Here is a 13,394-nt window from a genome sequence, read left to right on the forward strand (position 1 = left end):
CATGGCGTTGATCACCGATTGGTGACTTGTGCGGGAGCCCTTATCCTCCCGCCCACATGAGCACCAAGCCCGCACGCCCTTCGATCCGCACCTCTGCGCGCGCCACCAAGCGCAGCGTCGCCCCCGAGCCCGCGCCGCGCACGCGCGATGCCGAGCGCTCGCGCGAGATCATCCTGCTCGCGGCGCGCGACGAGTTTGCCGAGCATGGCCTGGGCGGTGCGCGGGTGGACCGCATCGCCGAGCGGGCGAAGCTCAACAAGAAGCTCATCTACTACTACTTCGCCGACAAGGACGGCCTCTTCAGCGCGGTGCTGGAAGAGGCCTACCGCAACATCCGCGAGGCCGAGCGGCAGCTGCACCTCGACGACATGCCGCCCGAGAAGGCGGTGCGCCAGCTCACCGAATTCACCTGGCGCTACTACCTCGAGCACCCGGAGTTCCTCACGCTGCTCAACAGCGAGAACCTGCACCGCGCCCGCCACATCGAAGGCTCGGAGCGGGCCCGCGCGCTCAACACGCCGCTGATCGAGGCGCTGGGGCGCATCCTCGAGCGGGGGCGCGCGAGCGGCGTCTTCCGTGGCGGTGTCGACCCGCTGCAGCTTTACATCTCCATCGCCGGCATCGCCTACTTCTACCTCTCGAACCAGCACACGCTGTCGGCGATCTTCGGGCGCGACCTGATGGCGCCCAAGGCCCTCAACGAGCGGCTCTCGCACATCTGCGACGTGATCCTGGGGTATGTCCTGAGGGACTGAAAAACTCTGTGGGAACCAGTTGACGCGTGATCGCGTGCAGGCTCAGAATCGGCTTCCAATTCACCAAATGGTGAACAAAACGATTCGACTGGAGACCTGCCATGAACCTGTCCTTCGTCTCTTCCCTCGCATTGGCCGCCACGTTGGCCACTCCGCTGGCCGCACACGCCCAGGCCTGGCCCAACAAGCCGATCCGCGTGATCGTGCCCTTCGCGGCCGGCAGCACCACCGACATCGTGGCCCGCGCCATCAGCGACAAGGTGGGCGCAAGCCTCGGCCAGCAGCTGGTGATCGACAACAAGGCCGGCGCCAGCGGCACCATTGGCCAGCAGCAGCTCACGATGGCGGCAGCCGATGGCTACACGATCATGATCCACTCGTCGTCGCACACGGTGAGCCCGTCGACGTTTGCCAAGCTGCCCTTCGACACCGTGGCCGACTTCGCCGGCGTCACGCCGATCGCGGCCGTGCCCAATGCGCTGGTGGTGTCGCCCACCAAGAACCTGAAGTCGCTGAAGGACCTGCTGGCAGCGGCCAAGGCCTCGCCGGAAGGGCTCAACTACGCCTCGGCGGGCCAGGGCAGCGCCACGCACCTGAACGCCGAGAAGTTCCGCGTGGCGGCCGGCATCAAGGCGACCAACATCCCGTTCAAGGGCTCGGCCGAAGCGGTGAACGAGGTGATCGCCGGGCGGGTGGACTACTACTTCTCGCCCATCGCGCCGGTGATCGGGCAGATCAAGGCGGGGCAGCTCGTCGCGCTGGCGGTGGGCTCGCCGCGCCGCGCGAGTGCGCTGCCCGACGTGCCGACCACCGCCGAGGCCGGCGTGCCCAACTCGGAGTTCAACTTCTGGATCGGAATGATGGCGCCGGCCAAGACGCCGCGCGAGATCGTCGACCGGCTGCAGGCCGAGGTGGTGAAGGCGCTCGCCGCACCCGAGGTGAAAGAGCGCTTCGTGCAGCTCGGCCTCGACGCGTGGACGCTCAAGCCCGCCGAGTTCGACAGCTACATCAAGACCGAGATCGGCACCAACGCCGCGCTGGTGAAGGCCGCGGGCCTGAGCCCGGCCGACGCGCCGAAGTAAGCAACCCTCCTCCTCTTCAAGGAAGTCCGCAATGGCCACCCAACGACTCGGCCTGATCATGCACGGCGTCACCGGGCGCATGGGCATGAACCAGCACCTCATCCGCTCCATCGTCGCCATCCGCCAGCAGGGCGGCGTGACGCTCGCCAACGGCGACAAGGTTATGCCCGATCCCATCCTCATCGGCCGCAATGCCGAGAAGATCGAAGCGCTCGCCAAGGCGCACGGCATCGCGCGCTGGGGCACCGACCTGGCCGCCGCACTTGCGAACAAGGACGACACCGTCTTCTTCGACGCCGGCACCACGCAGATGCGGCCGAAGCTGCTGGCCGACGCCATCCGCGCCGGCAAGCATGTGTACTGCGAGAAGCCGATCGCAACCAACCTCAACGAAGCGGTCGAAATCGCGAAGGTGGCGCAGGCGAGTGGCCTGAAGCACGGCGCGGTGCAGGACAAGCTCTTCCTCCCCGGCCTGCGCAAGCTCGACATGCTGCGCCGCTCGGGCTTCTTCGGCCGCATGTTGAGCGCACGCATCGACTTCGGCTACTGGGTGTTCGAAGGCGACCTGCAGCCCATCCAGCGCCCGAGCTGGAACTACCGCAAGGAAGAAGGCGGCGGGATGATCCTCGACATGATGTGCCACTGGCGCTACGTGCTCGACAACCTGTTCGGCGAGGTGCAGTCCATCACCTGCCTCGGCGCCACGCACATCGACAAGCGCTGGGACGAAGCGGGCCAACCCTATCAGGCCACCGCCGACGACGCAGCGTATGCGACCGCGCAGCTCAAGGGCCACAACGGCGAGCCGGTGGTGGCGCAGCTCACGATGAGCTGGGCCACGCGCGTGCGGCGCGACGACCTCGTGACCTTCCACGTCGACGGCACGCATGGCTCGGCGGTCGCCGGCCTGCAGACCTGCCGCGCGCAGAGCCGCGTGACCACGCCGCGCCCGGTGTGGAACCCCGACGTGAAGCAGACCATGAACTTCTTCGACCAGTGGCAGGAAGTGCCTGACACGCAGGTCTACGACAACGGCTTCAAGATCCAGTGGGAAGCGTTCATCCGCCACGTGGCCGAAGACGCGCCCTATGTGTGGACGCTGCCCGAGGGTGCCAAGGGCGTGCAGCTGGTCGATGCCGCGCTGCAGAGCTGGAAGGAACGGCGCTGGGTCGACGTGCCGGCGTTGAAGTTCTGAGGAAGGCACGGCCATGACCTTGTTGCGCCTCAACCTGCCGGCGAGCGACGGCACGCTCAAGCCTTACGAACTGCGCGGCACCGCGGGCATCACGCCGGCGAAGCCCGGCACGAAGTTCAACCGCATCGCCTTCTCGGCGGCGCACGTGGTGGCCGATGCGCGCGCGAGCGTCGACCCGTGGCTCGACTGCGCGATCGACTGGGACACGACCATCGCCTACCGCCAGCGCCTGTGGGGCATGGGCTTGGGCGTGGCCGAGGCGATGGACACCGCGCAACGCGGCATGGGGCTCGACTGGCCGACTTCGCTGGAGCTGATTCGCCGCAGCCTCGAGGCGGCGCGCGACGTGCCCGGTGCGCTGGTGGCGAGTGGCTGCGGCACCGACCACCTGTCGCCCGACGCCGCGAAGACCGTCGACGATGTCATCCGCGCGTACGAAGAGCAGATGGCCGCGATCGAACAACTCGGCGGCCGGCTGATCGTGATGGCGAGCCGGGCGCTGGCGCGTGTGGCCAAGAGCCCGGCCGACTATGAGCGGGTGTACGCCCGGGTGCTGAGCCAGGCCCGGCAGCCGGTGATCCTGCACTGGCTGGGCGACATGTTCGACCCGGCGCTGTCTGGCTATTGGGGCAGCGCGAACGTGGACGCGGCGATGGACACGGCGCTCGGCATCATCGCGGCGCATGCGGGCAAAGTCGATGGCATCAAAATCTCGCTGCTCGACAAGGACAAGGAGATCGCGATGCGCCGCCGCCTGCCCGCAGGCGTGCGCATGTACACGGGGGACGATTTCAACTACGCCGAGCTGATCGCGGGCGACGGCGTGGGCGAGGTCGACACGCACCGGCAGAGCGATGCATTGCTCGGCATCTTCGACGCCATCGCGCCGGCGGCAAGCGCGGCGCTGGCGGCACTCGCCGCAGGCGACGACGCGCGCTTCCACGCACTGCTGGCGCCGACCGTGCCGCTCTCGCGCCACATCTTCAAGGCGCCCACGCGCTTCTACAAGACCGGCGTGGTGTTCATGGCCTGGCTCAACGGGCACCAGCCGCATTTCGTGATGGTGGGCGGGCAGCAGAGCACACGCTCGTTGGCGCACTTTGCGGAGCTCTTCCGCCTGGCCGACGCGGCGGGGCTGATCGAGCACCCGGAGCTCGCGACGCACCGCATGCGCGCGCTGCTGACGCTGCACGGCGTGGACGCCTGACCATGCGCGACTTCAGCCAAGACCACCGCTGGCTCTCGATCAACACCGCCACCGTGCGCAAGCAGCACGGCAAGGACTGGGGGCTGGTCGAGATCCTCGATGCGTGTGCGCGGCACGGCATCCGTGCGGTGTCGCCCTGGCGAGACCAGGTGGCCGCGGCCGGGCTCGCCAACACAGCGCGCACGATCCGCGCGCACGGGCTCGAGCTGTCAGGCTATTGCCGCGGCGGCATGTTCACCGAACCGAACGCGACCGACGAGAACCTGCGCGCGCTCGACGAAGCCTGCGAGCTGAACGCCACGTGCCTGGTGCTGGTGGTCGGCGGCCTGCCGGGGGCGCTCTATGGCAAGCCGCAGCACAAGGACCTCGCCGGCGCCCGCGAGGTGGTGCGCGACGGCATCGCCACGCTGCTGGAGGCGGCGCGTCAGCGCCAGATGCCGCTCGCCATCGAGCCGCTGCACCCGACCTATGCGGCCGAGCGGGCCTGCATCAACACGCTGGAGCAGGCGCTCGACGTGTGCGACGCGCTGGACCCGTCACAGAGCGGCGCGATCGGCGTGGCCGTCGACGTCTATCACGTGTGGTGGGACCCGAAGCTGCAACAGCAGATCGAGCGCGCCGGGAAAAGACGCCTGCACGCCTTCCACGTGTGCGACTGGCTGGTGCCGACCACCGACCCGCTGAACGACCGCGGGATGATGGGCGACGGCGTGATCGAGATCCCGAAGATCCGTGGCTGGATGGAAGCGCAGGGCTTCGCCGGCTACAGCGAAGTGGAGATCTTCTCGGCGAACAACTGGTGGCAACGCGCGGGCGACGAGGTGCTCGCCACCTGCATCGAGCGGCACCGCAGCGTCGTCTGACTACTTGACGCCTACTTCACGCTCAAGGCGTTGCTCACCAGCCGCGACGTGATGTCGACGATCTGGATCATGCGGTCGTAGGCCATGCGCGTGGGGCCGATGACACCGAGCGTGCCGACGACCTGGCCGTTCACCTCATAGGGCGCCGACACGACCGAGAGCTCCTCGAAGGGCACCACCATGCTCTCGCCGCCGATGTAGATGCGCACGCCTTCGGCGCGGCTGCTCACGTCCAGGAGGCGCATGAGCTGCGTCTTCTGCTCGAAGAGGTCGAAGAGCTTGCGCAAGGATCCCATGTCGCTGGAGAAGTCCTGCACGGTGAGCAGGTTGCGCTCGCCGCTGATGACGACCTGCTCCTGCTGGTCGGCCATCGCCTCGCTGCCGGCCTGCACCGCCGCCTGCATCAAGGTGGCGATCTCGCCGCGCAACACGTCGACCTCGCGCTTCAGGCGCTCGCGCACCTCTTCGATGGTGAGACCGGCGTATTGCTGCGTGAGGTAGTTGCTGGCCTCGATCAGCTCGCTCTGCGTGTAGTCGTGCGCGGTCATGATGACGCGGTTCTGCACGTCGCCATCGGGTGCCACCAGGATCACCAGCACCCGGCGTTCGGAGAGACGCAGGAACTCGATGTGGTGGAACACGCTGGCCTTGCGTGGCGCGGTGATCACGCCGACGAAGCTCGAGAGGCTGCTGAGCATCTGCGCCGCATTGGCGATCACGCGCTGCGGCTGGTCGGGCTGGAGCTGGGTTTCGAGCGGGGCGCTGGCGGCGCTCAGGTCGATGGGCTGCGCCGTCAGCATGGTGTCGACGAACAGCCGGTAGCCGCGGGCGGTGGGGATGCGGCCGGCGCTGGTGTGCGGACTGGCGATCAGGCCCAGCTCTTCCAAGTCGGCCATCACGTTGCGGATGGTGGCCGGCGACAGGTCGAGCCCCGAGGCCTTGGAAAGCGTGCGCGAGCCGACGGGCTGCCCGTCGGCGATGTAGCGCTCGACCAGCGCTTTCAGGAGGGTTCTGGCTCGCTCGTCCAACATGGTTTTTCATTGTAGGTCGCGGGCCCGCTGACACCCACGCTGACATCTCATTTGCCGACGGCCGTGGTGTAATCCTTCGCATGCCGTCCCGCTTTCGACATGCTGCTCTCGTGGGCAAGTACCAGGCCCGTGGCATCCGTGGGGTGCTCGAAGAGATCGCGCATTTCCTGGCCCGCCAGGGGCTCGAGGTGTCGCTGGAGCGCGAGACCGCGCTCAACACCGGCATCACCGATTTCAACGCGCTCAACCCGGCCGAACTCGGCAAGCAGTGCGACATGGCCATCGTGGTCGGCGGCGACGGCACCATGCTGGGCATCGCCCGCCAGCTCGCCAGGTTCGACCTGCCGATGGTGGGCATCAACCAGGGGCGGCTCGGCTTCATCACCGACATCCCGGTCGGCCACTACGCCGAAGCGCTCGCCCCCATCATCGCCGGCGACTATGAAGAAGAGCGCCGCACCATGCTCGAAGGCAGCGTGGTGCGCGACGAGCAGCGCATCTTCGACGGCTTCGCGATGAACGACGTGGTGGTGAGCCGCAGTGCCACCGCCGGCATGCTGGAAGTGAAGGTCGACGTGGGCACGGAGTTCGTGGCCAACCTGCGGGCCGACGGCGTGATCGTCGCCTCACCCACCGGCTCGACGGCGTATGCGCTGTCGGCGGGCGGGCCCATCCTGCACCCGGGCATCGGCGGCTGGCTCCTGGTGCCGATCGCGCCGCACGACCTGTCGAACCGGCCCATCGTGTTGCCCGACACGCAAGACATCCTGATCGAAGTGGTGAACGGGCGTGATGCCAGTGTCAACTTCGACATGCAAAGCCTCGCGAGCCTGATGCCGGGTGACCGCATCGTGGTGCGGCGATCGAAGCACCAGGTGCGCTTCCTGCATCCGCGGGGCTGGAGTTACTACGCGACCCTGCGTCGCAAACTGCACTGGAACGCCGGGGTGAATTGAAATGCTGCGCCGACTGTCGCTGCGAGATTTCGTGATCGTCACCTCGCTGGAGGTGGAACTGGCGGGTGGTTTTTCGGTGCTGACCGGCGAGACTGGGGCCGGCAAGTCGATCCTGATCGACGCGCTGCAGCTGGCGCTCGGCAGCCGAGGTGATGCTGGCGTGGTGCGCGAGGGCGCGGCCCGGGCCGAGATCAGCGCCGAGTTCGACTCGCCCGCCAGCCTCGCGGGCTGGCTCGACGAAGCCGGCTTCGAAGTGGCCGACACCTTGCTGCTGCGCCGCGTCATCGATGCGCAAGGGAAGAGCCGCGCATGGGTCAACGGCAGCCCGGCCACGGTGGCGCAGCTGCGTGAGGCGGCCGACCACCTGGTCGACATCCACGGCCAGCACGCGTGGCAGAGCCTCACGCGCGCCGCCTCGGTGCGTGGCCTGCTCGATGCCTATGCCGGGGTCGACACGTCGGCGCTCGTCGCCACCTACCAACGGTGGAAAGCGGCCGGCGATACGCTCGCCAAGGCACGCACCCAGCAAGCCGACCTGGAGCGCGAGCGCGAGCGCCTCGCCTGGCAGGTCGGCGAGGTCGACAAGCTCGCGCCCGGCGCCGACGAGTGGGACGAGCTGGAAGCCGACCACAAGCGCCTGTCGAATGCTCAATCGCTGATGGACGCCGCGCAGGCCGCGCTCGACGCGGTGAGCGAGGCCGAGGTCAACGCCGATGGCCTGACGGGCCGCGCCGTCGACGCGCTGCAGGACGTGGCCGACTACGACCGCCGCCTGGCCGACGTGGCCGAGGTGCTGCAAAGCGCACAGACGCAATTGCAGGATGCCGCGCACACGCTCACCAGCTACCTCGGCCACGCCGAGATGGACCCCGAGCGCTTGCGCGAACTGGATGAGCGCCTCTCGGCCTGGATGAGCCTTGCCAAGCGCTACCGCCGCCCGCCGGCGGAGCTGCCGGCGCTGCTCGATCAATGGAAGGGCGAGCTGCGTGCGCTCGATGCCGCGGCCGATCTGGAAGACCTGGAGCGTGCCTTGAAGGAGGCCTCCACCGCCTACGACGCAGAGGCCAAGCGGGTGACGGTCCAGCGCAAGACCGCCGCGCCCAAGCTCGCCAGCGCCATCACGCAGGCCATGCAGCAGCTCGGCATGGCCGGTGGCCGCTTCGAGGTGCAGCTGAACGCACAGGACGAACGCCAGGCCTTCGGCGTGGAGTCGGCCGAGTTCCTGGTGGCAGGGCATGCCGGCAGCACACCGCGCCCGCTCGGCAAGGTGGCCTCCGGTGGCGAACTCTCGCGCATCGCACTCGCCATCGCCGTCACCACCAGCCAACTGGCCCAGGGGGCAAATGACACAAGAGAAGCGGCCGGCACGCTGATCTTCGACGAGGTCGACGCAGGCGTGGGCGGTGCGGTGGCCGACACGGTCGGACGCCTGATGAAGCAGCTCGGCCGCGACCGCCAGGTGATGGCCGTGACCCACCTGCCGCAAGTGGCGGCGTGTGCGGATCACCACTTCGTTGTCAGCAAGGCCCTGCGCGACGGCAGCACCCGCAGTGACGTGCAGCCCGTCAGCGGCGAGGCCCGCGTGGCGGAGATCGCCCGCATGCTGGGCGGCGAGCGCCAGACGGGCACCACGCTTGCCCATGCGCAGGAGTTGCTCTCGGTGGCCGCCGAATCGGCCGGCCGCGGCAGCCACCGCAAACGTTCATGAGCACCCTGCCCGACCCGCTACCGACCGTCACGCCGACCGTGGCCCCGCCGGCCGTGCCGCACGAGATCGTGCTCGTGACCGGCATCTCGGGCTCGGGCAAGTCGGTCGCGCTGCATGCGCTGGAAGACGCTGGCTTCTTCTGCGTCGACAACCTGCCGCCCGAGCTGCTGCGTGAATTCCTGCGGCTGGAGCACGAGCGCCAGCAGCGCCGCGTGGCCATCGCGGTCGACGTGCGCAGTGCCGGCTCTTTGCCGCACCTTCTGCCGCTGATCCACGAGTTGCGCCAGGAAGGCGTGACCGTGCGCTCGCTGTTCCTCGACGCGAGCACCGACGCGCTGGTGCGCCGCTTCTCCGAGACGCGCCGCCCGCACCCCTTGAGCCAGGAGCTGACCCCCAGCGCCCCGGCCCGTCGGCGTGACGACGAGCACACCGTCAGCCACCGCGCGCTCTACGACGCGATCGAGATGGAGCGCGAGCTGCTCGCCGACCTGCGCGAAGTGTCGACCGTGCTCGACACCAGCCAGCTTCGACCCGCGCAGCTGCGCGTGTGGATCCGCGACCTGGTGAAAGCGCAGGGTCGTGCGCTCACGCTCGTCTTCGAGTCGTTCGCCTTCAAGCACGGCGTGCCGCTCGATGCCGATTTCGTGTTCGACGTGCGCGTGCTGCCGAACCCCTACTACGTGCGCGAGCTGCGCGCGCAGACCGGCCGCGACCGCGACGTCGTCGCCTACCTGGAAGCCCAACCCGAAGCGCTGGAGATGCTGTCGCAGATCGAGGCCTTCATCTCACGCTGGCTGCCGGCCTTCGAGAACGACCAGCGCAGCTACCTCACCGTCGCCATCGGTTGCACCGGCGGGCAGCACCGCTCGGTCTACCTGGTCGAAACCCTTGCGAGGCGCTTTGCCAGCCGCGGCATTGCGCTCATTCGCCATCGAGAGCTTGATGCAAGAGACTGAAGCGCTCTTCCCCTTACCCCTCTTCCCGCTACAAGCCGTTCTCTTCCCTGGTGGGCTGTTGAGCCTGAAGGTGTTCGAGGCCCGGTACCTGGATCTGGTGAGCGCCAGCCTGCGCGAAAACAAGCCCTTCGGCGTGGTCGCCCTGCGCAAGGGCAGCGAGGTGCGCAAGGCCGGCGAGCCGGTGGAACTCGAAGAGATCGGCACCTCCGCCGAGCTGCTCGATGTGGACAGCACGCAGCACGGCATCCTGCAGGTGCGTTGCCGCGGATTGCACCGCTTCAAGGTGCAGTCGCGCGAGCAGCAGCCCGACGGCCTGTGGCTGGCGCAGGCGCAGGCGATCGACGACGACGACGAGAACATCGCGCCGGTCGGGGCCTATCTGGAAAGCGTGCGTGGCCTGGCGAACGCGATCGCCACGCTCAAGCAGCAAGGCACCGAGCCGTTCCTCAAGCCCTTCAAGTTCGAGAGCGCGGGCTGGATCGCCAACCGCTGGTGCGAGATCCTGCCGATCTCGGTGGCGGCCAAGCAGAAGCTGATGGAGCTGCCCGACCCGCTGGTGCGCCTTCAGCTCGTCAACGAGTTCCTGCGCACCAAGGGCGTCGTCAAGTAACGCCGGTCTTCAGCAGCTTGCGCAGCGGCGCGGGCAGGCCCATCGCCAGCGCTTCGTCGAGGCCGTACCAGCCGCCTGCCGGCAGCAGCGCGGTGATCGACGCGAGTGCCTTCTGGGTCACGCGAGGTGACAGGGCCACGTGCAAGGGATGCAGCGTCCAGTCCAGGTGGGTGAGCACATGCGTGAAGCTGGGCAAGGCCGTCGCCGTTCCCGGCCAGGTCTCCGCCAGCGCGGCCAACTCTTCGGGCGATGCGAACTCCGGCAGGCTCCACAGGCCGGCCCACACGCCGGTCTCGGGCCGCTGGCACAACCAGAGGTCGTCGCCCTTGCTGAGCCACAGCCACGCGTTCTCGCGCTTGCTGCGCTTGAGCTTGCGCGTCTTGATCGGGAACCTGTCTTGCGTGCCCGTCTGGCGAGCAGCGCATTCAGCTTGGACGGGGCAAAGCAGGCACTGCGGTGAGCGCGCGAGGCACACCGTCGCGCCCAGGTCCATGATTCCCTGCGTGTAGGCCGGCATGTCGGCGTGCGGCAGCAACTCGGTCGCGGCACTCCAAAGCTCGCGCTCGTGGCGCGGCACGGCGAGGTCCTTGTCGAAGGCGAGGAAGCGCGTCAGCACCCGCTTGACGTTGCCATCGAGGATGGCGACACGCTCGCCGAAGCAGAAGGAGGCAATCGCCGCGGCGGTGGAGCGGCCGATGCCGGGCAGCGTCTGCAGCACCTCGGCCGTCTTCGGAAACTCACCACCGTGCTCGGCGACGACCGCCTTCGCGCACGCATGCAGGTTGCGCGCGCGGCTGTAGTAGCCGAGGCCGCTCCACAGTGCAAGCACGTCGTCCTGCGACGCGGCGGCAAGCGCCTTCACATCGGGAAAGCGCTGCAGGAAACGCTCGTAGTAGGCGAGCACGGTGCTCACCTGCGTCTGCTGCAACATGATCTCGGACAGCCACACACGGTACGGGTCGGTGGTGCGCTGCCAGGGCAGGTCGTGCCGGCCGTGCGTGGCTTGCCACGCGATCAGGGGAGTGGCGAAACGATCCTGCTTCGGCGTCTTGCTCAAGCCTGTGCGGCGTAGAGCATGCCGGCTTCGCTGTTCTGCGCTTCGGCCGGGGCACCGTCGGCGCGGGCCTGCTCCTTCACGCGGCCGGCCATCTCGTGGCAGCGCGTCTGCAACTGGTGCAGTTGCTCGTCTTGCGCCTCGAGCTCGGCGATGCGCTGCTCGAGGTCGCCCGATGCGGCCTGGATGCGCTCGAGTGCCTCGCGGCGGCGGCGGAAACCACGGCGACGCTCGCGCAGTTGCGAGTCGACCTGCGACGAGGCCATCTTGTTCCACAGCTCCAGCTCGCTGCTGGCGTTCTCGAACACCACCCGCAGCTTGGACACGAGCATGCGGCGGAACTGCTCCATGAACTTGGGCTGCGACAGCCGCAGCGCCTGGGTCAGCCCGAGGTATTGCACGTAGCTGCGCTGGATGAGCGACAGCTCCTTGATGAATCGCTCGAAGTCGGGCGCCTTGTTGACCGAGAGGCTGAAGCCGAACTCGGCGTTGAGCTTGCCGAACGAGGCGTTGAGCATTTCCCGGATCTCGCCGGCGCGCACTTGCGAGGCTTCGAGCAGCTCGCGCAGCCGGCCGCACAAGGCGAGGAAGGCCTTCTTCGCGCCAAGGTTCAGCAGCGAGGCGTTCATCGCCTTCTGCATTTCGTTGACCTCTTCGCGCAGGCGGTCGCTCGTCAGGTCGACGAGCGCGTTCTTCAGCATGCGGCTGTGGACCATGCGCATGGCCTGCAGCTTGGACGTGCACTGCTCGAACTCGGCCGTCTCGGCGTCGACACGCTCGATCATCAGCCGGGTCTTGGCGCTGCTCTTGCCACGCAGGCCACGCAGCTCGAGCATCTGCTCGGCGAGCTGGCGGCGACGGTCGGCAAGCTGCCGGTTGACCTGGGACTCCATGCGCGCGATGGCATCGATCACCAGGTCTTGCAGGATGTCGCGGCGCTGCGGCAGGAGCTGCGCGCCAAGGGCGGCTTCGAGTGCCGGCAGCCGGCTTTCGGCGAGGCCTTGCGGATTCTTCTCGATGCGCGAGGCGAGCGCCTGGCGGGCGGACAGCGGGAAGACACGGTCGGCGCCCATGTCGAGCGTGCGCGCCGTGGCCTGGCGCTGCGACTCGATCTGCTCGCGCACCTGCTCGGGCGTGGCCAGCGGGTCGATCAGCGCGTCGATCTTGTTGAGCACCACGAAGCTCGTGGTCGAGGGCGAGCCGAGGTGGTCGCGCCAGATCGCCATGTCGGACTTGGTGACGCCGGTGTCGGCCCCGAGGATGAACACCATCGCATGCGCCGACGGCAGCAGGCTCAGCGTGAGTTCGGGCTCCGCGCCGATGGCGTTGAGGCCCGGCGTGTCGAGCACCACCAGGCCCTGCTTCAGCAGCGGGTGCGGGTAGTTGATGATCGCGTGGCGCCAGGCCGGCACTTCGGCGCGGCCCTGGTCGTCGGTCGGCGGGTTGTCTTCGGGGTGCTCGTCGTCCCAGAAGCCGAGCGCCCGGGCGTCGTCGACGCTCACCCACTGCGTGCGCATCACTTCCTGCAGCGCGTCCGACAGCTTGTCGGGCGAGCTCACGTCGAGCGGCAGGTGCGTCCACATCTTGGGCTGGCCGCGCAGCTCGCCGAGCGACAGGCCTTCGAGTCGGGTGCTGATGGGCAACAGCGCAAGCGCCGGCTCCTCGCCAAGCTCGAAGCCCAGTTCGACCGGGCACATCGTGGTGCGGCCGGGGGTGGCCGGCAGCACGCGGCGGCCGGTGTCTGAAAAGAAGATCGCGTTGATCAGCTCGGACTTGCCGCGCGAGAACTCGGCGACGAAGGCCACCACCAGCTTTTCGCCCGACAGGCGGCGGCGCAGGGCTTCCAGGGACTCCTGGGCGGACGGGTCGGCAACGTCTTGTTCGGTGAGGAAACGGCTGTACTCATCCAGCCTCGCCCCCAGCACCGCACGCCACTGGGAGAGTTCGTCAAGACTGCTTGCGAAGGAGGTCGCCATG

Annotated in this window: 12 protein-coding genes; 9 read left to right on the top strand and 3 right to left on the bottom strand. The window is 68.2% G+C overall.

Annotation, left to right across the window (positions count from 1 at the left end; genetic code table 11):
• Window positions 1-56 precede the first annotated feature (56 nt).
• The 5 genes from JI745_RS10715 (at window position 57) to JI745_RS10735 (ending at window position 5,102) form a co-directional block, all read left to right on the top strand.
• Window positions 57-755: a TetR/AcrR family transcriptional regulator gene (locus JI745_RS10715; RefSeq protein ID WP_201806070.1), complete on the top strand. Its 699-nt coding sequence runs from the start codon at window positions 57-59 to the stop codon at window positions 753-755.
• A 101-nt stretch (window positions 756-856) separates the two neighbouring features.
• Entirely contained in the window at window positions 857-1,837 is a 981-nt protein-coding gene (locus JI745_RS10720; RefSeq protein ID WP_201806072.1) for a tripartite tricarboxylate transporter substrate binding protein, read from the top strand.
• Between the two features lie 31 nt (window positions 1,838-1,868).
• On the top strand, window positions 1,869-3,032 hold the full coding sequence (locus JI745_RS10725) for a Gfo/Idh/MocA family protein (RefSeq protein ID WP_201806074.1): 1,164 nt from the start codon (window positions 1,869-1,871) through the stop codon (window positions 3,030-3,032).
• Between the two features lie 13 nt (window positions 3,033-3,045).
• Window positions 3,046-4,239, top strand: coding sequence for a dihydrodipicolinate synthase family protein (locus tag JI745_RS10730; RefSeq protein ID WP_201806076.1), 1,194 nt, complete (start codon window positions 3,046-3,048; stop codon window positions 4,237-4,239).
• Between the two features lie 2 nt (window positions 4,240-4,241).
• Entirely contained in the window at window positions 4,242-5,102 is an 861-nt protein-coding gene (locus JI745_RS10735) for a sugar phosphate isomerase/epimerase (protein ID WP_201806078.1), read from the top strand.
• A gap of 11 nt (window positions 5,103-5,113) precedes the next feature.
• On the opposite strand, the gene hrcA is transcribed toward JI745_RS10735, so the two are convergent.
• Window positions 5,114-6,133, bottom strand: a complete 1,020-nt coding sequence (gene hrcA / locus JI745_RS10740) for a heat-inducible transcriptional repressor HrcA (RefSeq protein WP_201806079.1) — start codon at window positions 6,131-6,133, stop codon at window positions 5,114-5,116.
• Window positions 6,134-6,213: 80 nt separating this feature from the next.
• Between hrcA and JI745_RS10745 the strand changes: the two genes are divergently transcribed.
• From JI745_RS10745 to JI745_RS10760, 4 genes are read left to right on the top strand one after another with little or no spacing between them, the layout of a single operon-like run.
• The gene (locus tag JI745_RS10745; RefSeq protein WP_201806080.1) at window positions 6,214-7,089 is read left to right on the top strand and encodes an NAD kinase; all 876 of its coding nucleotides are present in this window, start codon (window positions 6,214-6,216) and stop codon (window positions 7,087-7,089) included.
• A 1-nt stretch (window position 7,090) separates the two neighbouring features.
• Window positions 7,091-8,797, top strand: a complete 1,707-nt coding sequence (recN, locus tag JI745_RS10750; RefSeq protein WP_201806082.1) for a DNA repair protein RecN — start codon at window positions 7,091-7,093, stop codon at window positions 8,795-8,797.
• A complete protein-coding gene (gene rapZ, locus JI745_RS10755; protein WP_236674960.1) occupies window positions 8,794-9,753 on the top strand; it encodes an RNase adapter RapZ in 960 nt (319 codons plus the stop codon). The genes recN and rapZ overlap by 4 nt, the downstream gene beginning before the upstream one ends.
• Window positions 9,740-10,363 (top strand): LON peptidase substrate-binding domain-containing protein, encoded by a 624-nt coding sequence (locus JI745_RS10760; protein WP_201806084.1) that lies wholly within the window; start codon window positions 9,740-9,742, stop codon window positions 10,361-10,363. Before rapZ ends, JI745_RS10760 begins: the two co-directional genes overlap by 14 nt.
• Here the strand turns inward: JI745_RS10760 and mutY are convergent.
• Both mutY and JI745_RS10770 read right to left on the bottom strand, forming a co-directional pair.
• A complete protein-coding gene (gene mutY / locus JI745_RS10765) occupies window positions 10,356-11,420 on the bottom strand; it encodes an A/G-specific adenine glycosylase (protein ID WP_201806086.1) in 1,065 nt (354 codons plus the stop codon). The genes JI745_RS10760 and mutY overlap by 8 nt on opposite strands.
• Window positions 11,417-13,393: a dynamin family protein gene (locus JI745_RS10770; RefSeq protein ID WP_201806088.1), complete on the bottom strand. Its 1,977-nt coding sequence runs from the start codon at window positions 13,391-13,393 to the stop codon at window positions 11,417-11,419. Before JI745_RS10770 ends, mutY begins: the two co-directional genes overlap by 4 nt.
• Window position 13,394 lies beyond the last annotated feature (1 nt).

The organism is Piscinibacter sp. HJYY11 (genome assembly GCF_016735515.1).
GTDB lineage: Bacteria > Pseudomonadota > Gammaproteobacteria > Burkholderiales > Burkholderiaceae_C > Rhizobacter.